At 57.7% G+C, this 26,128-nt stretch carries 24 protein-coding genes and 1 pseudogene; 22 read left to right on the plus strand and 3 right to left on the minus strand.

What is annotated here, in order from left to right; translation table 11 throughout:
• Positions 1-253: 253 nt before the first annotated feature.
• From QMO80_RS29290 to QMO80_RS29335, 10 genes are all read left to right on the plus strand, one after another.
• Positions 254-1,342 (plus strand): substrate-binding domain-containing protein, encoded by a 1,089-nt coding sequence (locus QMO80_RS29290; RefSeq protein ID WP_064811973.1) that lies wholly within the window; start codon positions 254-256, stop codon positions 1,340-1,342.
• Positions 1,343-1,397: 55 nt separating this feature from the next.
• Positions 1,398-2,927: a sugar ABC transporter ATP-binding protein gene (locus tag QMO80_RS29295; RefSeq protein WP_283201246.1), complete on the plus strand. Its 1,530-nt coding sequence runs from the start codon at positions 1,398-1,400 to the stop codon at positions 2,925-2,927.
• Between the two features lie 12 nt (positions 2,928-2,939).
• On the plus strand, positions 2,940-3,881 hold the full coding sequence (locus tag QMO80_RS29300; RefSeq protein ID WP_004671512.1) for an ABC transporter permease: 942 nt from the start codon (positions 2,940-2,942) through the stop codon (positions 3,879-3,881).
• Between the two features lie 5 nt (positions 3,882-3,886).
• Positions 3,887-4,885 carry an ABC transporter permease gene (locus QMO80_RS29305; protein ID WP_026188838.1) on the plus strand — a complete coding sequence of 333 codons (999 nt, stop codon included), beginning with the start codon at positions 3,887-3,889 and terminating at the stop codon, positions 4,883-4,885.
• 58 nt (positions 4,886-4,943) lie between these two features.
• A complete protein-coding gene (locus tag QMO80_RS29310; protein ID WP_004671507.1) occupies positions 4,944-6,047 on the plus strand; it encodes an NAD(P)-dependent alcohol dehydrogenase in 1,104 nt (367 codons plus the stop codon).
• Between the two features lie 12 nt (positions 6,048-6,059).
• Entirely contained in the window at positions 6,060-6,371 is a 312-nt protein-coding gene (locus QMO80_RS29315; RefSeq protein WP_004671505.1) for a putative quinol monooxygenase, read from the plus strand.
• Between the two features lie 62 nt (positions 6,372-6,433).
• Positions 6,434-7,699 carry an NAD(P)/FAD-dependent oxidoreductase gene (locus tag QMO80_RS29320; protein ID WP_004671504.1) on the plus strand — a complete coding sequence of 422 codons (1,266 nt, stop codon included), beginning with the start codon at positions 6,434-6,436 and terminating at the stop codon, positions 7,697-7,699.
• Positions 7,700-7,995: 296 nt separating this feature from the next.
• Positions 7,996-8,961, plus strand: a complete 966-nt coding sequence (locus tag QMO80_RS29325; RefSeq protein WP_008534397.1) for an AraC family transcriptional regulator — start codon at positions 7,996-7,998, stop codon at positions 8,959-8,961.
• A 292-nt stretch (positions 8,962-9,253) separates the two neighbouring features.
• Positions 9,254-11,515, plus strand: coding sequence for a methyl-accepting chemotaxis protein (locus QMO80_RS29330; protein ID WP_008534399.1), 2,262 nt, complete (start codon positions 9,254-9,256; stop codon positions 11,513-11,515).
• 175 nt (positions 11,516-11,690) lie between these two features.
• On the plus strand, positions 11,691-14,489 hold the full coding sequence (locus tag QMO80_RS29335) for a bifunctional diguanylate cyclase/phosphodiesterase (RefSeq protein WP_004671498.1): 2,799 nt from the start codon (positions 11,691-11,693) through the stop codon (positions 14,487-14,489).
• Positions 14,490-15,233: 744 nt separating this feature from the next.
• Here the strand turns inward: QMO80_RS29335 and groEL are convergent.
• Positions 15,234-15,460, minus strand: a pseudogene (groEL, locus tag QMO80_RS29340) (chaperonin GroEL); the annotation flags it as partial.
• Positions 15,461-15,754: 294 nt separating this feature from the next.
• Here groEL and QMO80_RS29345 point away from each other — a divergent pair.
• Positions 15,755-16,675 (plus strand): ArdC family protein, encoded by a 921-nt coding sequence (locus QMO80_RS29345; RefSeq protein ID WP_064811974.1) that lies wholly within the window; start codon positions 15,755-15,757, stop codon positions 16,673-16,675.
• Between the two features lie 110 nt (positions 16,676-16,785).
• On the opposite strand, the gene QMO80_RS29350 is transcribed toward QMO80_RS29345, so the two are convergent.
• The gene (locus QMO80_RS29350) at positions 16,786-16,968 is read right to left on the minus strand and encodes a hypothetical protein (RefSeq protein ID WP_016737443.1); all 183 of its coding nucleotides are present in this window, start codon (positions 16,966-16,968) and stop codon (positions 16,786-16,788) included.
• Positions 16,969-17,739: 771 nt separating this feature from the next.
• Complete coding sequence (locus tag QMO80_RS29355; RefSeq protein WP_042120136.1) at positions 17,740-18,111, minus strand: hypothetical protein; 372 nt, start codon at positions 18,109-18,111, stop codon at positions 17,740-17,742.
• Between the two features lie 98 nt (positions 18,112-18,209).
• On the opposite strand from QMO80_RS29355, the gene QMO80_RS29360 reads away from it, so the two are divergent.
• Genes QMO80_RS29360 through virB9 form a run of 11 tightly spaced genes read left to right on the plus strand, consistent with a single transcriptional unit; the run spans position 18,210 to position 26,120 of the window.
• Positions 18,210-18,746: a hypothetical protein gene (locus tag QMO80_RS29360; RefSeq protein WP_064811975.1), complete on the plus strand. Its 537-nt coding sequence runs from the start codon at positions 18,210-18,212 to the stop codon at positions 18,744-18,746.
• Positions 18,747-18,749: 3 nt separating this feature from the next.
• Positions 18,750-19,409: a lytic transglycosylase domain-containing protein gene (locus QMO80_RS29365; protein ID WP_064811976.1), complete on the plus strand. Its 660-nt coding sequence runs from the start codon at positions 18,750-18,752 to the stop codon at positions 19,407-19,409.
• Complete coding sequence (locus QMO80_RS29370) at positions 19,406-19,705, plus strand: TrbC/VirB2 family protein (protein ID WP_009997887.1); 300 nt, start codon at positions 19,406-19,408, stop codon at positions 19,703-19,705. Before QMO80_RS29365 ends, QMO80_RS29370 begins: the two co-directional genes overlap by 4 nt.
• Before the next feature lie 5 nt (positions 19,706-19,710).
• Complete coding sequence (locus tag QMO80_RS29375; protein WP_009997888.1) at positions 19,711-20,049, plus strand: type IV secretion system protein VirB3; 339 nt, start codon at positions 19,711-19,713, stop codon at positions 20,047-20,049.
• Entirely contained in the window at positions 20,042-22,408 is a 2,367-nt protein-coding gene (locus tag QMO80_RS29380) for a VirB4 family type IV secretion/conjugal transfer ATPase (RefSeq protein ID WP_064811977.1), read from the plus strand. Before QMO80_RS29375 ends, QMO80_RS29380 begins: the two co-directional genes overlap by 8 nt.
• Positions 22,405-23,106 (plus strand): P-type DNA transfer protein VirB5, encoded by a 702-nt coding sequence (gene virB5, locus QMO80_RS29385; protein WP_064811978.1) that lies wholly within the window; start codon positions 22,405-22,407, stop codon positions 23,104-23,106. Before QMO80_RS29380 ends, virB5 begins: the two co-directional genes overlap by 4 nt.
• On the plus strand, positions 23,103-23,336 hold the full coding sequence (locus tag QMO80_RS29390) for an EexN family lipoprotein (protein ID WP_010007459.1): 234 nt from the start codon (positions 23,103-23,105) through the stop codon (positions 23,334-23,336). Before virB5 ends, QMO80_RS29390 begins: the two co-directional genes overlap by 4 nt.
• A 3-nt stretch (positions 23,337-23,339) precedes the next feature.
• On the plus strand, positions 23,340-24,272 hold the full coding sequence (locus tag QMO80_RS29395; RefSeq protein WP_040111793.1) for a type IV secretion system protein: 933 nt from the start codon (positions 23,340-23,342) through the stop codon (positions 24,270-24,272).
• Between the two features lie 39 nt (positions 24,273-24,311).
• A complete protein-coding gene (locus QMO80_RS29400) occupies positions 24,312-24,593 on the plus strand; it encodes a hypothetical protein (protein ID WP_080771758.1) in 282 nt (93 codons plus the stop codon).
• A 1-nt stretch (position 24,594) separates the two neighbouring features.
• Positions 24,595-25,266, plus strand: a complete 672-nt coding sequence (locus QMO80_RS29405) for a virB8 family protein (RefSeq protein WP_064811979.1) — start codon at positions 24,595-24,597, stop codon at positions 25,264-25,266.
• The gene (gene virB9, locus QMO80_RS29410) at positions 25,263-26,120 is read left to right on the plus strand and encodes a P-type conjugative transfer protein VirB9 (protein ID WP_064811980.1); all 858 of its coding nucleotides are present in this window, start codon (positions 25,263-25,265) and stop codon (positions 26,118-26,120) included. Before QMO80_RS29405 ends, virB9 begins: the two co-directional genes overlap by 4 nt.
• Positions 26,121-26,128 lie beyond the last annotated feature (8 nt).

The raw sequence follows: 26,128 nt of genomic DNA on the forward strand, positions 1-26,128 counted from the left end.
ATAACCCTCCCATCGATTTAGCGAACACGAATATTGTCGCACCATCGGACAATCCGTCAAGTGCGACTATGTGCAAGTGAAAACAAAACGATGTCGAAAAAACAAACGTCGAAGTTTATATTTATTGACAGATTGTCTGATAGCTCATACCAATGCACTCCGCCGTATTGAGGAGAGTCCGGCACGGCTTGGGAAGGCAAGGCTCTCGCCTTAACAGACAATGCCGCCCAGAGCGGCCGGAGGAGGAATTTTCATGAAGAGACGTACATTTCTACAAGCGAGCGGGGCAATTGCTGTAGCCGGCACGTTCGGAATGCCGGGGATTCTTCGCGCCGACGACGCGATCAGTATCCTACCTGACACTTGGCCCTCCGAAGGCGCCAACCCAATTGTCGACGCGGGTAAGTTCAAGAAGTCAGGCCCGTGGAAGATCGGACACAGCCACTACGGCCTCGCTGGTTCAACGCATACCTACCAGACGGCGTTTGAAGCCGAATATGAAATAAAAAAGAACAAGGATCGGATCGCTGATTACCAGTTCCGGAGCGCTGATCTCAATGCCTCCAAACAAGTTGCCGATATCGAGGATCTGATCGCCCAGAAGGTCGATGCGATCATCATCGCACCGCTAACCACCGGTTCCGCCGTCGAGGGCATCAAGAAGGCAAAGGCTGCTGGCATTCCAACCGTAGTCTATCTCGGACGCGTCGACACCGAGGAGTTTACGGTTCAGGTCCAGGGCGACGACTTCTATTTCGGGCGCGTGATGGCTCAGTTCCTCGTCGACAAGCTTGGCAACAAGGGCAAGGTATGGGTTCTGCGTGGCGTCGCCGGGCATCCCATCGATGCAGATCGTTATGCAGGCGCCATGGAAGTCTTCAGCAAGTCTGGACTTCAGATCACGTCGACCCAGCACGGAAGCTGGTCTTATGAGGACTCAAAGAAGATCGCCGAAAGCTTGTATCTCTCCGACCCAGATGTCGCGGGCATCTGGACCGATGGAGCCAACATGTCTCTTGGCGTTTTGGATGCCTTGCAGGAGGCTGGCGCCTCAACGATCCCGCCAATCACGGGCGAAGCACTTAACGGCTGGATGCGTCGTTGGAATGACGAAAAACTTTCCTCGATCGGTCCGATTTGCCCACCCGCTCTGTCTACTGCCGCGCTACGGGCCGCCTTCGCCTTGCTGGATGGGAAGCCGATTCAGCGTAACTGGACGAACCGCCCCAAGCCGATCACCGACGAGACGCTCTCCCAGTTCTATCGCGCAGATCTCACTGATGCGTACTGGGCGCCGACCGAAATGCCGAACGAAAAGCTCCTTGATTATTTCAAGGCTTGATGAACTACGGGCACGATCACTCGTGCCCGTATCCCTGTCGAAGATGGAAATTCCCATGAGCACGCTTGTCGAGATGGTCGGCATCAACAAATCGTTTGGTTTCACGAAAGTCCTTTCGGACGTTCGCTTTTCCCTGGAACGTGGCTCCGTGCACGCTCTGATGGGGGAAAACGGCGCGGGGAAGTCCACCCTGATGCGTATTCTGGCGGGGGTATATCAGCCGGGCGCAGGAAGTGTTCGGCTCCGCGGGGAGGAAGTCAATTTCCGTTCCCCTAAGGAGGCACGGTTGGCGGGAGTGTCGACGGTGTTTCAGGAGTTTACCCTGATCCCCAATCTCACCGTTGCTGAGAACATGTTCCTGGGCCACGAACCTCGTCGCATTGACGGTTCGATCGATAGCGTCGAGGTAGTGAAACGCGCTCGCGCTTTGCTGGCTGACGTATTTCCACAGCTCGACGCAACCGCGATCGTCGAGACACTGACTGTCGCGCAGCAGCAGGCAGTAGAGATCGCGAAGGGACTTACGTCGAACGCGGACGTATTCATCTTCGACGAGCCAACGGCGGCGTTGAACTCGACCGATGTCGCGCATCTTTTCAAGGTTATCCGCGACCTTAAGGCTCAACATAAGGCTGTCGTCTACATCTCTCATCGCATGAATGAAGTCTTCGAACTATGCGACACCATCACCGTCATGAAAGATGGCGCTTGGGTAAGGACTGCAAGAGCGCAGGACTTCAACTTGCAAACGCTGGTAGCGACAATGGTTGGTCGCGAACTTCAGAACTTCTTTCCGCCGCGCTCGCAGGCCACCGGAGCGGCAATGCTGGAGGTTTCGGACTTGCGCCTCGACGACAGCAGCTCGACAGTCACTTTCGTTGTCAGAAAAGGTGAAATCATCGGGCTGGCAGGGCTCGAAGGACAGGGCCAGCGAGAGATAATGCGTGCCATTGTGGGCGTTGAATCGCCAAAGGCCATCGCCGTGTGGCGTGCCGGCCCCGACAACAGCATGCACGTGGTGAATGTAGGGTCAGGGTTCGCTCGCGCGGTCGGATCAGGAATCGGTTTTATCCCTGAGGACAGGAAGCAGGAAGGGCTGTTCCTGCGCCTGCCTATCTACGACAACATCGCGCTGGGAAAACAGCTCAATCGGAATATGGCAAGCGTTGCGTGGCGATCGGTGTCGAGGGTCCGCGAGGTGATCAAGTCGTTACGAGTTGCGGCCGCCGATCCCAATGCGCCCGTAGGTAAACTCTCGGGCGGGAATCAGCAGAAGGTGCTGCTGGGCCGCTGGTTGCTCTCCGGAGTGGACATCCTCGTTATTGAGGAGCCCACGCGCGGCGTCGACGTCGGTGCAAAGGCAGAGATTTACAGATTGCTGCGGGACTTCAGTGATCGTGGCGGTGCGGTCGTGGTTTCGTCGCGCGAGCACGCTGAGCTTATAGGGCTCTGCGACAGCATTTTGGTCGTTCATGACAGGAAGATCGTCGGGCAGATGTCCGCAGAGGGGGCGACCGAGGAAAGAATCCTCGAGACTGCGCTGGGGGCGAGTGCGTCACCGGATCCCCGTGCTGCGGTGCATTGAGGAGGATAACTTATGAATTCATTTGCCAGTCGCCTGAAGCTCCCTTATCGCGCGGGAGCGATCGGGCTTTCCATTGGAACGCTCCTGGTGATGGTTGTCGCCTCGGTAATATTATTGCCGGACTTCATGGATCCGGAGAATTTGTCTAATCTCCTGGCGCAATCGACGGTGCTCGTCATCTCGGCTCTCGGTCAGACGTTCGTCATTCTCACTGGCGGCCTCGACGTGTCGGTTGGGTCCGTCATCAGTCTAACGACGACGATCATGACGCTTGATCTTCCTGAGATAACCCGCGTGCTTATCTGCATCGCGGTGGCGATGGGGTTCGGAGTAGCGAACGGTTACGGTGTCGCGCGCCTCAATGTACATCCAATCATCATGACGCTGACAACAATGGGCATCGGCCAAGGTATCGCGTTGATCATTTTGCCAATCCCAGGCGGGCGCGTGCCGGAGTGGCTTTCCGGCTCGGTAGCCGGATCCATCGGCCCCGTACCTAACTCATTGTTTTGGTTGATCACGGCATCGCTCTTCGCATCCTGGATTCTCTATCGTCGTCCCTTCGGCCTCTACCTCTTCGCTTCCGGCGGCAATGACTTCAACGCACGGATGAACGGTGTTCCCGTCGAGCGCACCATCATCAAAGCGTATGTTCTTTCCGCTCTATTCGCATGCGCTGCGGGGATGTTTCTTGCAGGTCGCCTTGCATCGGGTGATCCTAAGGGCGGCGCTTCATTCGGGATTGAGTCTGTAACGGCTGCAGCATTGGGTGGGGTCCACCTCGCCGGGGGCATCGGAAGCATTGTGGGAACCGTCGTTGGCGCGGCGATCCTCGGGACAGTGAATAATGTGATGAATCTGGCCAACGTCTCTGCATTTCTTCAGTCGGTCGTCAAGGGTGTGTTGCTTCTCGTACTCGTCGTTTCGCAGCGACGCAAAACAATCGGACTTTGAAAGAAATGGACTTCTCGATGACCACATCAGACTCGAAAACTGAAGCACCATCTCGCTCATTGAGGGGTAAGAGCGCCATTTCGTGGATACTCGGGCTACCGCCCGCATACTATGTGCTCGCAATCCTGGTTGCGGTTGCTCCAGCAGTGAGCGCCACGCTCATAAATCCCAACTACTGGTTTGTAATCCTCAAGCAGTCAGCGCCGCTCGGGATCGCGGTGCTCGCCCAGTCGCTTGTCATGCGGGTGCGATCCATCGATCTCTCTGTCAGCGGTATTTTCGCGTTCGCGATTTATCTGGCCAGCTCGGGCCAGCTCAACAACTATCCACCGCTAATGACCGTCCTCATGCCTGTTGTGATTGGGCTAGCTGTGGGGGGTGTAAACGGAATACTCGTAGCATACGTGCGCGCTTCTGCCGTTATCTCCACACTAAGTGTTTCGGCCATTCTGATTGGGATCGTCCAATACATGAGCGCCGGCCGCGCGCCCGGTTCAACGCCAAGCTGGCTTCGAATACTTACGAGCGGCAATATCCACGGCCTTTCCTATTCCGTGGTCCTGTGGATCGTCATCGCCGCCCTGATTTCTATCGCATTTCGCTTTCTCATCGTCGGGCGTTACTTCAGGGCCGTCGGCGACAATCCGAGGGCGGCGGAAACTACAGGAATTCCGTTGGCACGTACGATTTTTGTCTCGCACACGCTCGCGGGCGCCCTGACAGGCATCGCGGCCCTGGTCCAGGTATCCGCGTTGGCGGTCGGCACCATCAAGCCAGGCTTCGACACCTTCATGAATGCTCTCGCCGCCACGATCCTCGGCGGTGTGACGTTCGGCGTCGACCGGGGCGGCGTCGCCGGGCCGTTCGTTGCCGTCGTTGCCTTCAGCTTCCTGTTCGCGATGCTGACCGTCTTCGGCATCCAGGAGCCGGGCAAGCTTATCGTCCAGGGCGTGATCATTGCATTTGCCGCAATCATCTACGGTGCGCGCGCGGGTCGCGTCTAGTCCGTCGGGCCGATCAAGTCATTCCCGTAGCAATTGCGGGAGAACGCAGGAGAATATAATGGTGAAAATCACTGCGGCTGTCGCCGTGAAGCCAAAGAGCCCGCTGGAGTTCCGTGAACTCGAACTGGCTGACCCCGAAGGCAACGAGATCCTGGTTCGCACGGTTGCGAGCGGGATCTGCCACACGGACTTGCTGCTTCGCGACGGTATTTTTGGCCCGCCGGCACCGGTGATCCCGGGGCACGAAGGCGTCGGCGTCGTCGAGGCGGTCGGACCAGAAGTTCAGAGCCTCAAAGTGGGTGATCACGTCGCACTGAGCCAGAGCTCATGCGGATTCTGCGCCGACTGCCGCCGTTCTCACCCAATGAACTGCCAAAATTATACCCAGTACAATCTTACGGGGCTTCGTCCGAATGGTAAGAAGGCATTGCTCTGCGATGAAGTTGGCATTGGCAGCAATTTCGTGGGCCAGTCGTCCTTTGCGACGCATATCCTTGCGACTGAAAACAATGCAGCGCTTTTGCCGAAAACAGACCTCGACCTTACCGACGCTGCGCCACTCGGGTGCGGCATGGCAACGGGTGCAGGAACAGTGATAAACGCGATGAAGCCGGAAATAGGGTCGACGATAGCCGTTTTCGGCGCAGGTGCTGTCGGCATGGCCGCCGTGATGGCCGCCAAAGTTCGTCGGTGCAGCAAGATTATCATCATAGATCTGAATCAGCAGAGGCTAGACATGGCCATGGGGCTTGGTGCCACACATGCGATCAACGGCAAAGATCCCGACGTAGTCAACCAGATCCATGCGCTGACGGGCGGCGGTGCCGACTTCGCGATCGACGCAGTTGGCATCATTCCGGTTATTCTGAACTCGATCAAGTGCACCCGTGCCGGCGGGCACGTTGTCTTGCTCGGCCTCGACGCGCTCGGGAACGACATTCCCATCCCCCTCGATCTAATGGTGTTCAATCGCAAGATCCAGGGTGCGATCCTTGGTGATCAGATTCCACAGCTGTTCATTCCGCAGATGATGGATCTTAATCAGGCTGGGCTTTTCCCCTTCCAAAAATTGATCACCAAGTATCCCTTCGAGAAGATCAACGAAGCGATCGCGGACGCCGAAGCCGGGCGAGTGATCAAGCCGGTCGTCGTTTTCAATTAGGAGCCAGCGCAAATGACATCGAAGAAGTCAGAGGAACAGCACCTTGTCGTTGAATTCAAAACCACGTCCCAAAATCGAAATCGCGTAAAAGAACTCCTTCAGGAATTCATTGGACCCGCCCGCGAAGAGTCTGGTTGTCTCTACTACGACCTCTACCAGCGGTCGGACGATCCGAACACTTTCATCATCTTAGACGGCTGGCAGAATGAGGCGGCTGTCGTTGGCCATGGCGAACATCCTAATGTCAAGCGGGTGCTGGAGCCTCTTCTTCCACTGTTGGTGAGTCCACCGTCGATTAATGTAAATACCCGTATCAGCGACTGATCGGGCGCAATGGCCATTTCTACGAGGCGCGCGCCCCGAGCGCGCAGGTTTGGGGAGACGAAATGGATACGCATCGAGTTGTCGTAGTCGGCGGTGGCTTTGCCGGACTCCAGTTAGCGAAGGACCTCAAGTGTCCCGACACTTCCATAACGATCGTCGACAGGCGCAACCATCACCTCTTTCAACCGCTCCTCTACCAAGTTGCCACGACTGTATTGGCAACCTCGGAGATAGCCTGGCCCATCAGAGCATTGTTCAGAGGACGAAAGGATGTATCGACGCTGCTGGGCGAGGTTGTTGGCGTTGATACCGAGGCACGCGTAGTATCGCTCAAGGATGGGAATGCTATTCCCTATGACACGCTCGTTCTCGCGACAGGTGCAAGGCACGCCTATTTTGGCCGGGACGAGTGGGAGCCGTTTGCGCCCGGGCTAAAGGCACTCGAAGACGCGACGACCATCCGGCGGCGGCTTCTTCTCGCGTTTGAGAAGGCCGAATTGGAGGCTGATCCCGAACGGCGGAAGGCAATGCTCACGTTCAGCATAATCGGAGCAGGCCCGACAGGCGTGGAGATGGCTGGGATTATAGCGCAACTGGCCCAACGAACCCTTGTTGAGGAGTTCCGTAGCATCGACACCAGATCGGCGCGCATCCTTCTCATCGAGGCAGGTCCACGTGTCCTACCCGTGTTCCCGGAAGCACTTTCGAGATATGCCGAGCAGTCGCTAATCAAGATGGGCGTCGAAGTGAGAACAGGCATTCCCGTGACGGCATGCAACGAGAACGGCATCGCGATCGGAGATGAGTTCGTTTCAAGCCGGACCGTCATCTGGGCTGCGGGGGTGCAAGCGTCGAACGCCGCCGCCTGGGTCGGTGCTGAAAAGGACAGGGCGGGTAGGGCGGTCGTGCAGCCAGATCTGACTGTTGGCGGTAAGCCCGAGATTTTTATTATTGGAGATACTGCCTCCGTGAAGGCCGCTGATGGAACACCCGTCCCCGGAGTGGCTCCCGCCGCCAAACAGCAAGGCAAATATGTCGCTTCGGTAATTGAAGCACGACGTCTGGGTACACCCACTCCAAGTGCGTTCAGATATAGGCATCTGGGAAACCTGGCTACCATCGGGCCGAATTCGGCTGTTATCGACTTTGGGAAGATCCGGCTCAAGGGCGGAATTGCATGGTGGATTTGGGGGCTTGCCCATATCTACTTCCTGATAGGTACGAGGAGCAGATTGGCAGTGGGACTAAGCTGGCTATGGATCTTTGTTTCCGGCCATCACTCCGCACGTTTGATCACGCAAAAAGAAACCTTAAAGGATGAGGTTTAGTCGCTAGCGCGAGCACGCCCGAGTCTGCTGGGCCGTGAATGGAGACCATCAAAGGCCAGACATTTGGGAATCGGTTGCGAAGCGATGGTTGGCAGCAGGTAACAATTCTGTCGGAGTTCCATATATAACAATGATTGATCTTCGCACTATCAACTTAGGCGACTTCGACTGCGTCGAATTCACGGCGAGGACTGGCCGCGACAAGTCAATTGCCCTGTCCGCCTGTCGTTAGCGATAAGCGGGCCTCATGCTTGAATACCGTTTCGGGAAGGAAGTGATGATGTGGAGAGTTGAGAGTGTCCCCCTCTAAGATTGACCATTTCTCGCTCAAAGGTACCTGCAGCGAGGAACTCGCGGCAGCGCTTTCGAGGCTTTCCCCGCAATCTGAAGCGCATGTACATGGCGATAAGACGATCGCCTACGATGTACATGCGATTACCAATGGTCCGATTGCAGTTATTGCCGCGCACTACGAGGGCGACCTAACCGTCCAGCACCGGGGACCGGCGGAGGCAAACATCATCATGCTTCCACTACATGGGCGATCGGTCGTTACCGTTGACGGCAGACAAATCCCGTCAGAGGGAACGCGGGGCGTTTTCGTGAACAGTATGTCGGCGAGTACGACCCAATTCATTGGGCCCAGGAAACATTTGGGGCTTAGGATCGCCCATGATGAGCTGACGCGCCGTTTGGGATGTCGGCTCAATACGCCAATAAGAGGCAGCCTCGATTTTTCGCCAGAAATCGACCTATCGGTCGGGTTCGGCTCCCTTTTGGTTCAACTGGTACCAGTGCTGTATGCTGGATTACGAGACGGAACCCTCCTTCAATCACCGATAGCACTTCATCACCTCACTGAAACGACGATGGAGCTTTTGATCGAAGCTGCGCAGCATCGCTACTCATCTGAGTTATGCCGCGTTGCTGAATCACCCTTACCCAAGGCCGTTAAGCGGGCGGTCGACTATATGCGTGCCAATATTACTCGGCCGCTATCTCTTGAGGAAATCGCAACGGCTTGTGGCGTAAGCCGACGCACTCTTCAAAGCGGTTTTCGCAACTTTCGGAATACGACCCCTCTGGCATTCCTGCAGCACCTACGGTTGGAATTAGTGCATCAGGAACTGATGACAGGCGAACCTGGCCTCTCGGTCACGCAGGTCGCTCTGAAATGGGGCTTCGTGCATAGAGGCAGATTTTCTGCGGACTATCGCAAGCGCTATGGGGTACTTCCCTCGGAAACATTGCGTATATCATAAGCAGATTGCGCCGACCGAGCTACGATCAGCCGGCACGCTCGACCGTCCTCAAGGCTTGCAGCAACAGCACTCTCCAGAAAAGCCGACTGCCTCGGCCCAAGATCTGTCTTGCAGATGATCCCCTGAACGCGACGATGTTCCGATCTGCGCAACGCAGTTCAAGACCACTACAGGGGTTAATCTTATAGTAATTATGCCGAGGTCATCTCACACATAGCGGTCAATGTCGCAATGTTCTGGACCGCGTCGCTAATGGAAGCCGGTGTAATTTATAGTCGTCTATGAGGAACATATGTCGAGACTGCCGCTATCTCTACTTTTAATGATTTTGGCAATTATCCCGTTGACGGCGTTCGTAATCATCGGAGTATCAACATCACTGGGATATTACCGAGAATACTCTACCTTCCGCAGCGCACAAACAACGCAGCGACTTGGGCGGGAAGGCGGATTCCTCGCCCAAGCTATAGCGGCGGAAGCGTTTGCAGGCGCCGACGTGCGTCGGGCAAAGCAAGCTGCATCGGACAGGGCTTTTACAGCGGTCTTTTCCGCTTACGACTCTTGGAAAAAGGCATTCGACGATCCGGCCATAGAACGGGCGGTACAGATCATTCGTGAAAGGCGGGACAATATCGATAGCTTCCGCCGGCGCGTCGATGACGGAACGGCTAGCGAGGCGGAGGGAGCTGTTGCTTTGCGCCCAGCTGCCCTTGCGGGCTTGGAGCTCGTCCGTCGCACTGGGGCGACTGTCAATGATTTGGATTTAGCACGCCAAATTACCGGTTTTCACGCGCTCATGCAGATCACGGAAGCTAGTTTGCTGGAGATCAGGCCCGGCCGAGCCTACGTCAAAAATTCAGCCATGTCCGTCGATCTATTTTCGTCCCTCTTACAGTCAAAAAATCTAAAGCAGCTTTATGTGCCTGCGATGCAGGAATTTCTCCCCGCCGATCTCGTCAAATCTTATGACGACTTCGAGGCCAGCGCCGCAGGCAAGTTCATCGCGGGCGTTCGCGATCAGATGTATGCAAACCAGCCGGGCGTTTCCTTCCCCCCCGAGACGTTGGATCGATGGAATGAAATCACCCAACAGCGGGCTGCTTTGTTGACCGCACTCATTATGCGCACCGGCGACGAGTTGGACGAGATGGCATTTCAGCGTTACGCCGATCTTCGCAATGCCTTTATCGGCTACTCCGGCGCCACGCTTCTGATCATGTCTACGGTACTCATTTTGTGCATTTCGGTCGTTCGGAGAATTTCAAGCTCCATTCGGACTCTGACAAGCCGAATGAAGGCACTCGCAGAAGGCGATACGTCGGCGCCGGTGCCCTTGACGATCCGACGCGACGAGATCGGGGACATGGCGCGTTGCCTTGAGTTTTTCCGCGGCGCGGCCATACAGAAAAGTAACCTGGAGACATCCGCGGAAGCTGAGCGCATTCGTTCTGACCAAGAGAAGCTGGATATTCAGGTAAGGGCGGAAAAAGAAGCAGAAGAGCGCCTCATCCGAGCGACGACGGCATTGGCAACCGGGTTGAAGCGGATGGCGGATGGAGACTTGATTTATGAAATTGAGGAGCCGTTAGCGCCACAGTTTGAAAGTTTGCGCAGGGATTTCAACGCTTCCATTCGTCAGCTCCGGGACGTGCTTGTTACCGTCGGCCATTCAGTCGAAACGGTCACGAATGGCAGCTCGGGCGTCTCGGCCGCATCTGAAAATCTTTCAAGACGCACGGAGCAGCAGGCGGCTTCGCTCGAGGAAACTGCAGCGGCGTTGGAGGAGATAACCGTCAACGTTGCATCGACCACGAAGAGGACGGCTGAGGCGCGCGGAGCCGTCCAACAGATGCGAGATCATGCGGAAATGTCCGGTCGGGTTGTACGCGATGCTATCGGCGCCATGAATCGCATTGAAAACTCCTCCAAGCAGATTTCCCAGATCATCAGCGTCATCGACGCGATCGCCTTCCAAACGAACCTCCTGGCGCTGAACGCCGGCGTCGAAGCAGCGCGTGCTGGCGACGCGGGAAAAGGCTTTGCGGTTGTTGCCCAGGAGGTCAGGGAGCTTGCACAGCGCTCAGCGACAGCGGCAAAAGAAATCAAGGATCTCATCGGCAATTCAGCTCTTGCCGTCGACGAAGGCGTAAGGCTCGTGAGTGAAACCGGATCGGGCCTGAGAACGATTGAAGAGCTTGTGCAGGATGTAAATCTTCATATGGACGCAATCGCAACGGCCTCCCAGGAACAATCGTCGGGCCTGCGCGAGATCAACGGCGCGGTTAACCATATGGACCATGCCACTCAAGAAAATGCGAGCATGGTCGCGGAGATGAATACTGCAGGATCGCACCTCGCTCAAGAGAGCCAAAGCCTAGCCGCACTGTTGAAACATTTCCACTTCAAAGACGAGAGCGGGAAGCCACAGAAGGTCACGGGCGAACTTGGGAAGAGCTTCCCGCCCGGTCAGACAATGGTTGACCGCGGAGACTATCCGATGCGCCGTGGTAACCTGGTGCTCGCGCCTTCGAATGATGATTGGCAAGCGTTCTAAATGATATGGGCGGCGTCGCCGACCACATGCAAATACACGTCTTTGATGATTCTGAATGAGAGCGATATCCCGGTGGGGTAGCGGCATGGTACTCCGCCAAATGACTTGTGCGGTCCTAACAAAATGCTGGCTTGACGCATGATTGCTCAGCCACGTGACAAAGCAGGACAGGCACATGAAACACGTACGTCAATCGGAACGCACATCCCGCCCCGAACAGCCTGTGGAAGTGCAGATGCCGACTGATGCTCAAATCGACCAGGGGCGTGGAGCCTTCCGCAACGCGGTCAATGCCAGCCCTCCGCTTGCCACGGGCACGGCCCCGCCATTTTCGGAAGCCTCCGTTGTCCGGCCATCGCACGGTCACGACGCAGATGTCGCAAGTCTGAAGCAACCGTTTGAGAAGGCTTTCCGGGCGAATCCCCGGCATCCTGCGACAAACATCGACTTGCCATTCAACGCCGAAGAGATGTCCAGTGCCGTCGTACTCGACGCGATCCCGTTACCCGTCTTCTTCAAAAACAGAGATGGGATACACCTTGGTTGCAACAGGGCCTTCGAAAGCTTCTCCGGCCGCTCAAAGGGAGATATTATCGGAAAAACCGTTTTCGATTTGGTGCCCGCACCCATAGCCGAGACGTATGCCGCGTTGGACGAGGCGCTTTTTGCAAATGGCGGTGTTCAGCAATATGAAGCAAAGGCCACCACCGAGAATGGTGGTGTCGTTGATCTTTTACTCAGCAAGACCGCAATCACTGATATCGCTGGTAACAGGATCGGCTTGGTTGGCGCGATGTTGGACATCACAGAGCGAAAACGTGCGGAGCATGATCTCAAAGAGGCTCTTGAATTCGCAGAGGGAATTATTGCCGCCATTCCTGACGTTCTGTTCGAGGTAAATGCCGACGGTCGCTACCTGCAGGTCTGGGCAAGGAATCAGGAGATCCTGGCGCAGCGAAAAGAAGTGCTGCTCGGCAAGCTTGTCCGCGATGTGCTCCCTCCAGATCAGGCCGACATCGCTATGCTGGCTCTTGAAGAAGCCGATGAAACCGGCGCCTCCTACGGTCGTTGTGTCCGTATAGCCCTACCAAACGGCGAATCCCGTTGGTTTGAACTGTCGGTCGCAAGGCGACCAAGCAGCAATCACTCAACCGTCACTTTTCTGGTGTTATCTCGCGATATTACCGAACGAAAGCACGCCGAGGGCACGACTATTGAAGCTCGGGCTCGCCTCCTAAGTGTCCTGCAGACCATTCCGGATATGGTATGGCTGAAAGACGTAACAGGCAAATATCTGTTGTGCAATCATGCCTTCGAAGAATTGGTCGGCAAGGCAGAAGCGGAAATCGTCGGGAAAACGGATTATGACCTGTTTACTCCCGAACTCGCCCAGTTTTTTCGTGACAAGGATGAGGAGGCCATGCAAGCCGGCCGTATTCTCATCAATGAGGAACGGTTTACCGCTCACGAGGACGGTCGATCAACGCTTTTGGAGACTCGTAAGGTTCCGGTATTCACGGGGGGAAAGCTGATGGGGATCCTCGGCGTCGCCCGCGATATCACCGAACTGGACACGTCCCGTAAGAAAATCCATCAGATGGCATTCTACGATTCTCTGACCGGCCTGCCTAACCGGACACTTTTCAATGAACGGCTACGCGAGATGATCGGGGACGCGGCTTCGGCGGGCCAGCGAGCCGGGGTGATGCTGATCGACATGGACCATTTCAAAGCGATCAATGACACTATGGGACATCCCGTCGGTGACGAGTTGCTGCGGCAGGTGGCGACACGCATGAAAAAAGGCGTCCGTGCCAGCGACACCGTGGCGAGACTCGGTGGAGATGAATTTGCAGTCTTGCTGCCCAATGTTCAGGACAATGACGATTTGGCTCAAATTGCCAGCAGAATGCTTGCCGCATTCGGCGAACGCTTCATGCTTTCCGACAGGGAGATCTTTGTATCCTGCAGCATCGGGATATCGGTATTTCCAAATGACGGCGACGCTCCCGACGATTTGGTGAAATATGCGGATTCTGCGATGTATTTGGCGAAGCGCTCGGGGCGTAGCAACTTCCGCTTCTACTCAAAGGATCTCACGATTGGGGCTGAAAAGCGCCTAGCGCTAGAATCAGACCTACGCCTAGCTTTGAAACATGAGCAACTTGAACTCCATTATCAGCCAAAGGTCCTATTGGACAACGGAAAGGTGATCGGTTCAGAAGCACTGCTACGATGGCATCATCCGAAGATGGGAATGATCCCTCCGGGAGAATTCATAGGTGTCGCCGAGGAAACGGGATTGATCATCGATCTTGGACGATGGGTGCTGCATGAGGCGTGTTGCACGGCTGCCGTCATGAATGCAGATGGACTGCCCCCGCACAAGATTGCGATAAATTTGTCTCCTAAGCAGTTTCAATGCCCGCGTTTGTCGCAAACGGTGGCGGACGTATTGCAGGAAACCGGTTGTCGTGCGGAGTGGATCGAGGTTGAAATAACTGAGAGTCTCCTGCTCCATAACTGCGAGGGCGTTTCGACGACACTCTCTCAATTGCATGCGAGCGGAATTTCCATAGCGATCGATGATTTCGGCACCGGCTACTCATCTCTGAGCTATTTGGCTAACTTTCCCATTGATACCCTCAAAATTGACCGGTCATTCATCAATCGATCCGACAAGCGAAGTAGAGAACTGGTCAAGGCAATTCTCTCAATTGCGCGCTGCCTAGGGCAAAATGTAGTCGCTGAGGGCGTGGAGACGGTCGATCAAGAAAAATTCTTGGCTGAAAGCGGCTGCGCTGTGGCACAGGGGTTCTACTATAGCAAGCCCATCCCGAAGTCCGAACTTCTCGCTGCAAACGCAGTGCTCGAGTTCTCTCGCGGTGATTCCCATCTTACGCCGATGCCCGCAGAGGAAGGGGTGGCACTCATGCGCTTGCCTCCCGCATCTGTTGGGACCCGAACCGCGTGAAGCCTACGGCTAACAGCGCGCAGGATCCACGCCACCTGCGGCGCTGTTTATACCGCACTCATCCAACGGAAGCCCAAACTACTCTGGGCGATTGGATAAAACGCGGACCAATAGGAACTACTTAAAACTTCAGGTGCTTTGATGTTCCGAAATATGCAGGCCCTGTACCGAATTGCGCGACGAAACATACGTTGACGTGTTTTCGCTTTCGATTGCCATTGCAAAGACTTGCCCAGTACAATCTACTATTCTGCGTCAATATCGTCAAAAGCATAACCGTGCAAAAGCTCATCCCATTTCCCCATCCGAATAGAAGTTCTGCGGATTTGAAAAGTTCAACTGCGAATTCGAATGGCTCCGGACATTTCGACATCATCCAATCGCTGAAATCGGAACTTCACGATTTGGCTAGTGCCGTAAATCAGTTGGAGGCGCTATGTGAGTCATACCGATCCCAAGCTGATACGTGCTCGCAACCTGACTGAACGACTGAGCGTCCGCGCTTGTCATCGTATTCCCTATGACCCTCTCTGGGCGTGGCGGCCAGTGGTTCGTTGAATCTTGCCAAACGTTCCCGGATCCCACCACTTCCCGAACACGGGAGCTTCAATTCGATCAACTCGAAACTTTCGGCCATTTGAACGGGTGGCGGAAAAAAACGCCAGCGATTGCGCCGTGATTTCGTAATGGTTCTGCCTATTTGCTGAAGGCGGTCGGCCGATTGGAATGCTCCATCAGACCTCAACTTACCGGCAGCAAGGACTGCAGGTTCGATAGCTTCTTTTCGTGGATGAGGATATACGGATCCTCGAACTCTACCCGCATCTTGTCCTGGTTGGCGACGAAGTAGGGGCTGAGGTACGGGTCGAATTGCATGCGCGCGAAGACTACGAGTTTGGTCTCGGCGGTCTTGGCTTCCTCGACGAAATGGCACTCTCGTTGCTAACCTTCTCCATTGCGTCGACGAGGAACGGCCGCGCAAGGTCGATGCCACGCTTCGGGTCCATCGATTCATCCCGGACGCTCCCGCCTTGCGTAATAGACTGGATTTTTCATTTCTGCCTGGGTTTCAAACCTGTCTCGCCGTGGTGTTGCTGCATCCCGTCCTGCCCCGGCTTTTGGTCCTGCCAGGCTCGCGCTGCCCGCAACGGCTTTGCCGTCCTTCACTTCGTTGCGGCCCTGCGGGTGCTGGCCGCACTTGCAGCCTGGCTTTTGGACCGCCGTAGCAGGTCGCGATGGCCGCGACCTCGAACGGAGGTTCAGAGATGAACAGGCAGCAATCCAATCAACGATCCGATATCTACAGCCGCATCACCACCAAGATCATCGCCGATCTCAAACAGGGCGTCCGTCCATGGACCAAGCCATGGACGACGGGAGGCTGGACAGCCGAGGTCAGCCAGCCACTGCGCCACAATGGCCAACCCTACACCGGCATCAATGCTCTGCTCCTCTGGTCTGAAGCCATCGCCCGCGGCTTTGCATCACCAAGGTGGATGACGTTTCGCCAGGCAATCGAGCTCGGCGGCGCCGTCCGCAGGGGCGAAACCGGCACGACCGTCGTCTTCGCCAGCTCTTTCATCCGCGCCGAGACGACGGAGACAGGCGCCGAAATCGAACGCGACATCCCCTTCCTCAAAACCTACACCGTGTTCAACACCGACCAGATCACCGGCCTTGATGGCCTTGCCCATTCCATCGCGCCTGACCAGGATTGGATGAGCCGCATCGGTGCTGCCGGCCGCTTCTTTGCCAATACCGGCGCCCTGATCCGCCATGGAGGATCGGCGGCCTATTATGCTGCTGCCCGTGACTACATCCAGATGCCGTGCTTCGACGCCTTCCGGGACGATGCATCCTATGTCGCCGTTCTCAGTCACGAGATGACGCACTGGACCGCTGCACCGCGAAGGCTCGATCGGGATCTCAGCCGCTATGCGAAAGACAGGAGCGAACGCGCCCGCGAAGAGCTCATTGCCGAACTCGGCAGCTGCTTTCTCTGCGCCGATCTTGGTATCGTCCCCGAGCTCGAACCACGCCCCGACCATGCAAGCTATCTCGATGACTGGCTCAAGGTTCTCGGCAGCGACAAGCGTGCCATCTTTTCAGCGGCAGCTCATGCCCAGCGCGCGGTCGACTATCTGCATGACTTGCAGCCGGACCTCAACGAGGAGGAGGCGGCGTGAGCCGTCTCCTTCTTAGCCACCCGGACGCCGCCCACTGCCGCGACCCGACGGCCGCAAGCTCCTATCCCGCGAACCGGCGTCTAAAATCGTCAGGCATTGACCTCGCGCAGCTAGTGGGGCGTGTTCACCGGCATATTGAAGTGACGCGCGAAGTATTCCGACGGCGTCGTCATGCGGCCCGTGGTGAGAACCAGCGCATCCCCTCGACCGTCGATGCTGAAAATCACGCGACTGTGCAGGCTTGCAACCTCCTCCGGCAGATCCTCCCTTAGCATCGCGATGGCGGAAGCCATCGTCCGCCGAGGGCGAACGAGAACGATGTCCCGCGCGAACGAGTCGTCGTGCGTAGCATCGAGAGAAGCGTTGATGACAGCGGGTCGTCGGATGATCTATTTGGAACTAGCAAAAAATATTGCTTTGATAAATTTGCGCTGACAGCTTTGGCCGCGGCCTCAACACGAGCGGGTGCCTGCAGCCGCTGGCGCGCATTGGAAAGATGGAGGCGGACGGTTTGAATGGATAAGTTTCAGTCTCCTATGGATAGCACCGTCACTATCGCCGTCGGATAAAAGCTGCAAACAACGTCTTTCCTGTTTCGTCAGATCCTGCCTGGGATTAGCGATCTCTCCGTCCAAACGCGTTGGACCCGTTCATGAAATCTGTTTTCGCTTGGCGCGTAATGCCGGATAGACACTGGAGAGCCAACCATCGGCGCCCTCACCGGTAGGTCATGTTCCAGCCGAGTTCGCCGGTGCGCAACGCGCTCCATATGCTGAGCGGCGACGGAGATAGGGAACGCACGGGCGGGGGCAGTCGGTCCCGCCTCCCTTGACGGCCGCTATGCTGAGGCTCCTGCGGCTGCCCTTGTTCCGCCCTTAGCGTGGCGAGAATTCCCGAAATCCGCCTCACGGCGCCGCTATGCTGATTTCTCCGATACTCTTCATTGTTTGATTGGAACCCGCCTGCGGGCGGGTTGCCCGATCGTCCCTGATGGCTGCCGGCAGCCATGCGATCGGGAGTTGTGAGTGATTCGCCATCTCGCCTCATCAAACATCGAAAATCAGTCAGTTTAACCCCGCCTCCTGGCTGGCGCGGAAAGAGCTCAGCTTGCTCAGGAGGTCCTGAGAGATCTCGAATTGCCGCGCCGTCCCCCGGCCCATGGCGTTCTTCCCCATCGTCTCCAAAAGCATTCCTCGCTTTACCAAAAGGTCGACCGTCTCCTTCACACCGCTGCGTGTTAGCTCGGTAATCTCAATGATATTAGAGAGTGTTAGCTTCTGGTGGGCCTGAGTCATCGTATAGAGGATCGTCATCATGCCGATCTGCTTCAGCCTCGCCTGGGGGGTCTCGTCCTCCAGCGGATGGTCGAGGATCTCATGGAGAATGAGTCCGGAGAAGGCAAGGTTGTGCCATTGCGTTTTAATCGCGCTTGTCATGTCATTTAACTGTGTTATATACGGCAGTATGAATGCGGGCAGGCAGATTGGGTCTCCCGAAACGCAATAGGGCGCCATCGTCTCGAAGGATCCTGTTCATGAAAAGCCTTCTCCTGAATTCACTGCTTACAGTCTGCTTCGTTGCGCCAACCTATCTTATTTTCGGCAGTAAAGCGCGGGCCGAGGATTGGGGATGCCAGGTTATCCTATGCCTTTCCAATCCCGGCGGGCCGACGCAATATGCAGAATGCCGGCCGCCAATCCAGAAGCTGTGGCGGGAGCTTGCCGAGGGGCACTCATTCCCGACCTGCAGCGGCGTCGGTTTTCAGAGTTCGCAGCCGGGCTATGAACCCTATTATTGCGATGCGGGGTACAAGCTCACGACTGATAGCGGTCGCGGCGGTCGGCAAGCAACCTGCGTGTCGACATCGCCGCAGCCGGTGAGCAACAGCCTCTGCTGGGATGGGAACGACTATACTTCCCGCGACAATTCGGTCCTGTCGCCACATTGGCAGCGCGTGGACGGGCACCGCCAGTGCATGGGCTATCTGATAAGTCGTCCGAATGTGCGATCGCAGCCGCACTATGTCGATGTCACCATCGACGGCGCCGGTAAACAGCGCGTTTGGTACTGACCGATGGGTGCTGCATTCGTCGAAATCGCGCAAACCTGTGCGCCGATGGTTCAGGTCGAGACGCTGGCCGGCATTGTCAGCCTTGAGAGCCGTTTTCAGCCTTTCGCCATTCGCATCAACAGCGGCCCGCCACTCGCCGCCCAACCCGGATCGAAGGCGGAGGCGATTGAGATTGCGACGTCTCTGATTGCCGATCACCAGGCTATTCAGATCGGGCTCGGCGGCATCGCGATAGAGGACCTTCAAAAACTGAAGCTATCCGTGGCCGACGCCTTTGATCCCTGCCTGAACCTCAATGCGACGGCCAGGCTTCTCGACGGATACTACCGCGCCGCATTACGCGCGGGGGATCCGGCTCAGGCCGAAAGGGTGATGCTCCAGTCCTACTACGGCCGCGATGATCCATCCCTCGGCGCCATGGTCAAATATGACGAGCAGGTACGCCAGGAAGCAAAGCGGTTATCGCCGATTGCTGCCTCCCTTGTGATTGGCGAGCCCGATGGCCGGGCCGGGCCTGGAGAGCCGACGCAAGATCAGGTGGCGCCGGCGCTTGCGAAGCAATCCTTCCAAACCGCCGAGGCCACATCCTGGGATGTTTTCAGCTCAGGTCGGCAATCCTCGGTTCTCGTTTTCCAGAATGATCGATCGGAGCAGAGTGAATGATATCCAAAGCCAGACTTCGCCCCCTTGCGGCATCCACGCTGATGGCGGTCGCCATTGTCATGTGCCTGGTCGAGCCAGCCTTCGCCCAGGCCGCCGGCATCGAAACCGTGCTGCAGAACATCGTCGACATGCTGACCGGCAATATCGCCCGTCTGCTGGCCGTCATCGCCGTCATCATCATCTGCATTGCCTGGATGTTTGGCTACATGGATTTGAGGCGGGCCGGCTTCTGGATTATCGGGATCGGCGGCATTTTTGGCGCCACCGAGCTGGTCAACACCATCGTCGGAGGCTGACCGGCATGGCAAGCGCTCCCAGCCTCGAAGAAGACATCCTGTTCCTCGCCTGCACCCGCCCGGCGATGATCGCAGGCGTGACGATGGAGGCGATGGGCGTCAACATCATGCTGACGACCATTCTCTATATCACAGCGGGGTCGATCGCCTATGCGCTGATCGGCGTCGTCTTCCACGTCGTGTTCCGGGCGCTCGTCAAGCACGACCACAACATGTTTCGGATCCTGATTGCGTGGATCGAAACCCGTGGCCGCTCCCGCAATGCGGCCTATTGGGGCGGCACCACGCTCTCGCCTCTGACGCTCACCCGACGTTATGACGAAAGGGATCTCAGCTTTGTCTAACATTGCGACGCTCCGGTCGCGCGAGCTCGGGCCGCAGACCTTCATTCCCTACGTCAGGCATGTCGACGAGACGACCATTGCGCTCGAATCCCGAGCGTTGATGACAATGATCGCTCTCGACGGCGTTTCCTTCGAAACATCAGACGTCAGGGACCTCAACGGCCTGCACCGCAGCCTGAACACGCTCTACCGCAATATCGCCGACGAGCGGCTGGCGCTCTGGACGCATGTCGTGCGCCGCCGCGACAATGCCTATCCCGAGGGACGCTTCGCCAATCCCTTCTCCGACGGTCTGAACGCGAGATATCGGGAGCGGATGGTGAGGGAAGACCTGTTTCGCAACAATCTCTACCTCACCCTTGTCTGGCATCCCGGCCGGGATCCTGCCGAAAAGGCGGCCAAGCTTCTCTCCCGGCTGCGCAAGGCCCGCCGATCCGATACCGAGCTCGACGGGCAGGCTCTGAAGCATCTGCGTGACCGCGTGGCGGATGTCGTCGCCGGCCTGCAGCGCTTCGGGCCGCGGCAGCTCACGCTTCACGAACATGACGGCATCCTGTTCTCCGAGCCGAGCGAAGTGCTCCACCAGATCGTCGGCGGCCGGCGGGAACCGATTCCGTTGACGGACGGACGAATTTCCTCGGCGATCTATTCCGACCGGGTAATTTTCGGGCGCGAGACCGTCGAGATCCGTCACGAGGCCGACAGCCGCTATGCCGGCATGTTCGGCTTCAAGGAATATCCGGCGACCACGCGCAGCGGCATGCTCGACGCTATCCTGACGGCACCTTTCGAGCTCATCCTGACGCAGTCCTTTGCCTTCACCTCAAAGGCCGATGCCCGCACGATCATGGGCCGCAAGCAGAACCAGATGGTCAGCGCCGGCGACAAGGCAGCCTCGCAGATCGAGGAACTCGGCGAGGCGATGGACGATCTCGAATCCAATCGCTTCGTTCTTGGGGAACATCACCTTGCGCTTGCCGTCTTCGCGCCCTCGGTCAAGGAGCTGACCGATCACATGGGTAAGGCGCGCGTCTACCTCACCAGCGGCGGCTCGGTCGTCGCCCGCGAGGATCTCGGGCTCGAGGCCGCCTGGTGGGCGCAATTGCCGGGCAATTTCCGCTATCGCGCGCGCTCGGGCGCGATCACGTCGCGCAACTTCGCAGCCCTGGCGCCCTATCATTCCTATCCGGCAGGCAAGAAGGACGGCAACGAGTGGGGACCGGCGGTCGCCATGCTCAAGAGCGCGTCCGGCTCACCCTTCTATTTCAACTTTCATCACGGCGATCTCGGCAACAGTTTCGTCTGCGGCCCGTCGGGTACGGGCAAGACGGTGCTGTTGAACTTCATGCTGTCGCAGCTCGAAAAGCACGATCCGCATATGGTCTTCTTCGACAAGGACCGCGGCGCCGACCTCTTCGTACGCGCAGCCGGCGGTACTTATCTGCCGCTGAGGAATGGTGTCGCCACCGGCTGCGCGCCGTTGAAAGCACTGGAATTCACTGCGGAAAACAAAATATTCCTCACCGGTTGGATCGCCAAGCTGGTCCGATCCGGATCTGGCGAACTATCGATCACCGAGTTGCGCGACATCGCCTCGGCGGTCGACGGGGTGGCGGACCTGCCGGTGGAGCGTCGCTCCATCGGCGCCCTGCGCACCTTCCTCAACAACACCGATCCCGAGGGCATTGCCGCACGTCTGCGACGCTGGGAGAGGGGCGGGCCGCTTGGCTGGGTCTTCGACAACGAAGCCGACGATATCGGCATTGGCGCCAGGTTCATCGGCTACGACATGACCGATTTCCTCGACAACGAGGAGATCCGCACGCCGTTGATGGCGTACCTGTTCAATCGTATCGAGCAGCTGATCGACGGGCGTCGCATCATCATCGTCATCGACGAGTTCTGGAAGGCGCTGCAGGACGAAGGTTTTCGCGATCTCGCCCAGAACAAGCTCAAGACCATCCGCAAGCAGAACGGTCTCATGCTGTTTGCGACCCAGAGCCCGCGCGACGCCATCGTATCGCCGATCGCCCACACGATCATCGAGCAGTGCCCGACCCAGATCTTTCTTCCGAACCCGCGCGGCGACCGCGCCGACTATGTCGACGGCTTCAAGCTGACTGAGCGCGAATTCGAGCTCGTCTCACGAGAGCTCTCCGTCGAAAGCCGCCGGTTCATCGTCAAGCAGGGGCACAACAGCGTTGTCGCCGAATTGAACCTCAGCGGCTTCGACGACGAGCTCGCCATCCTCTCCGGCCGGACGGCCAATGTCGAGCTTGCCGATGCCATCCGATCGGAGATCGGCGAGGGACGGGAGGACTGGCTTGCCGTGTTTCACCAGAGGAGGAAGACAGCATGATCCGTACAGGAACGATGCGGCCATTGTTCGTATCGGCCGCTCTTTTGGCGTCGGCGGTGCTGGCATCGGCGCAGGGCATCCCCGTCATCGATCAGACATCGATCGCCAAGCAGATCGAGAGCATTACGCAGCTGAAGTCCCAGCTCGACACCCTGAACCAGCAGCTCCAGCAGGCCCAGCAGCTCTATGGATCGCTGAACAAGATCACCAACATGGCCGACGTCGCCAACCTGCTGAACGATCCGTCGATCCGCAAGGCGCTTCCGCAGGACTTCAACGCGATCGAAGGCCTGTTCAAAGGTTCCGGCAGCGGCGTCTTCGGCAGTTCCGCTTCGAAATTCCTTCAGGATAACTCCAGCTATCGCACCGATGCCGATGATTTCTATGCGCAGGAACTGTCGCGCATCCAGAACCAGAACGCCGGCCAGATGAGCCTCGGCCAGCAGATCTACGATGCGGCGACCAAGCGCATCGACGGCATCGATGAGCTTCGCCAGAAAATCTCCGGTGCGGCCGACGCCAAGGACATCGCCGATCTGCAGGCCCGCCTCCAGGCTGAAACCGCCTTCTTGCAAACCGACGTCTTGCGCATGCAGGGCCTGCAGATGGTCCAGCAGGCCCAGGTGCAGGTCGATGACCAACGCAAGGCTGAGGACTGGCGCAAGCGCATGGACACGATGGGAGCGGCGCTCAAATGAAGCGGCTTCTTTCTAGCGCGGGAATGCTTTTTCTGGCGGCCTGCTCCCCGCAGGCGGAGAAGATTTACACGGTCGATGAGTTCATGGCGGACGATGCTCTGCTCGCGAAAATCATCGTCGAATGCCGCAACAATCCCGGCGAACTCCGAGATACGCCCAATTGCTGCAACGCCGAGGCCGCCGACGGCAAGCTGCGGCTGGAGCGCATGCGCAAGTCGCTCGGGGGCTGAGCGATGTATCAGGTCTTCAGCTTCGTCGATGGGCAGTTCAAGGCACCGCTCGAGAACTTCATTTCCTCGGGCACGTCAAATATTGCCAGCTGGGTCAGCGGCCCGCTGACGGCGGCACTCACGCTCTATGTCGTGCTCTACGGCTATCTCGTTCTGCGCGGCTCCGTGCAGGAACCGATACTCGAATTCGCCTTCCGCGCAATGAAGCTCGCCATCATCGTCATGCTGGTCAGGAATGCCGGCGAGTATCAAACCTACGTCACCAATATCTTTTTCGATGCGCTGCCGCGCGAAATCTCGCAGGCGCTGAACTCCGGCACGGCGCCGAGCGCATCGACCTTCGACAGCCTGCTCGATAAGGGCCAGAAATGCGCCTATGAGATCTGGTCGCGTGCCTCCTGGCCGGTCGATATCGTCACCGGCATCGGCGGCATGATGGTCATCGGTGCGAGTTTCATCGTCGCGGCGATCGGCTACATCGTCTCGCTTTATGCCCGGCTGGCGCTTGCCATTGTGCTGGCCATCGGACCGATCTTCATCGGGCTCGCCATGTTCCGGTCGACCCGCCGGTTCACCGAATCCTGGATCGGCCAGCTCGTCAATTTCGTCATCCTTCAGGTTCTGGTCGTTGCCATCGGTTCGCTGCTGATCACCTGCATCGACACGACGTTTACGGCGATCGAAGGCTATAGCGACGTCCTGATGCGGCCGATCGCGCTCTGCGCCATCTGCCTTGCCGCTCTTTATGTCTTCTACCAACTGCCCGGCATTGCTTCGGCTCTTGCGGCGGGCGGGGCGTCGCTCACCTATGGCTACGGCGCTGCCCGCGATGCGCATGAAAGCACGCTCGCCTGGACGACATCCCACACAGTCAGAGCGGTCGGCCGCGGCGCGCGTTCCGTCGGCCGCCGTCTGACTCCAGGCCGGACGGAATGACGGCCCCCAATGCTTCAGCTAATTGAACAGGTTTTAGGGATGCTCCGAATCGTTTTATCGCTTTTTCTGACCGCTGGCCTCTTAGGCTGCGGTTCGATTTCCCACCCGTTGCCCAAATGTGATGGTTATTCCCGCCGGCCGCTGAACCGCGCCATGTGGCAATGGCAGGACAGTGGAGGCGAGCAGCCGGCGACCCGGGCCGTTCCCGCTGAGCCGACCAGTCACGCCGCCGCCTATGTGCCGGAACCATCTTCAGCCACACCGGCCGCTTTCGCGCATTTCGATGTCGCGGGCTCCTACCGTCCATGCGAGGGCGAATGACATGGTGACCACGAATAACCTCAAAAGTTACTTCGACAAGGCCCGCCGGTTCGATCAGGACCGGATGATCCAGGTCGAGCGTTCCGCCCGCATCGCTTGGTTCATCGCTGCTTGCGCCGGCACGCTTGCTGCCGTTTCCGTCTTTGCCGTTGCCGGCCTCACTCCTTTAAAAACCGTCGAGCCCTTCGTCGTGCGGGTCGATAATTCCACCGGTATCGTCGATGTGGTCTCGGCGCTGACATCCACCGCCGGCACCTACGACGAGGCCGTCACCAAATATTTCGCGGCCAAATATGTCCGCGCCCGCGAGGGCTACGTCTGGAGCGAGGGCGAGGAGAATTTCCGCACCGTCGCCTTGCTGTCGACGCAGCCGGAACAGACTCGATTTGCCGCAGTCTACCGCGGCAGCAATCCCGATTCCCCGCAGAACATTTATGGCCGCAGCGCCACGTCGCGGATCAACATTGTTTCCATCTCGCTGATCAACGCCAATGTGGCATCCGTCCGCTATATGAGGACCGTGACCCGCGGTGACGAGGTGCGCACCACGCACTGGGTTACGACCCTGACCTTCTCCTATGCCAACGCTCCGATGTCCTCGACCGACCGGCTGACCAATCCGCTCGGCTTCGTCGTCAGCGAATATCGCGCCGATCCGGAGGCCATCAATTGAGACCGCACTTTCTCCTTCCGCTCATCCTGGCCACCGGGTTTTCGTCTGCAGCGCTCGCCCTCGAGACGCCGCGCGGCGCCGTGCAGGACAGCCGCATCCGTTTCGTCGACTACCAGCCCTATAACATCACCAAAGTCGTCGGCACACTGCGGTCTTCGGTGCAAATCGAATTCGCCGCCGACGAGGAAATCGCTCATGTGGCGCTTGGCAACAGCGTTGCTTGGGAAGTGGCGCCGGCCGGCAACATCCTGTTCCTGAAGCCCAGGGAAAATCAGCCGGTGACGAATATCTCGGTCGTGACGACACGACGGGACGGCTCGACCCGCAGCTATCAGATGGAACTCACCGTCCGCGACGGCAGCGTCGAAGCCGGTCAGAACACCTATTTCTATGTAAAATACCGCTATCCCGCTGATGAGGCGGAGCGGCGCCGGCAGGAAGCAGCTGCGCGCGCGCAGGCGGCACAGGCCGGCGAGGCTGATCGCGTGCTTGCCCTTCACGAAGCTTATGGACCGCGCAACTGGCGTTATACGGCGCAAGGGTCCCAGGTGCTCGAACCGCAAGCGGTCTATGACAACGGCAAGGTCACCACCTTCGCCTTTGCCGGCAACCAGGAAATGCCGGCGATTTATATGGAAAACTCCGACGGCAGCGAAAGCCTGGTTCCGAAGTCAGTCGACGGCAATCTCGTCCTCGCTCACGCGATCAGCCGCAAGTTCATACTGCGCCGTGGCGGCGACGTGCTTTGCGTCTTCAACGAAGCCTACGATCGCGTCGGCACCAATCCCGAGACCAACACGACGTCACCATCGGTCGAGCGCGTCGTCAAAATGCCGCCCGGCGCGGCGCAATAGGAGGTGAC

It is taken from the genome of Rhizobium sp. BT03 (genome assembly GCF_030053155.1).
GTDB lineage: Bacteria > Pseudomonadota > Alphaproteobacteria > Rhizobiales > Rhizobiaceae > Rhizobium.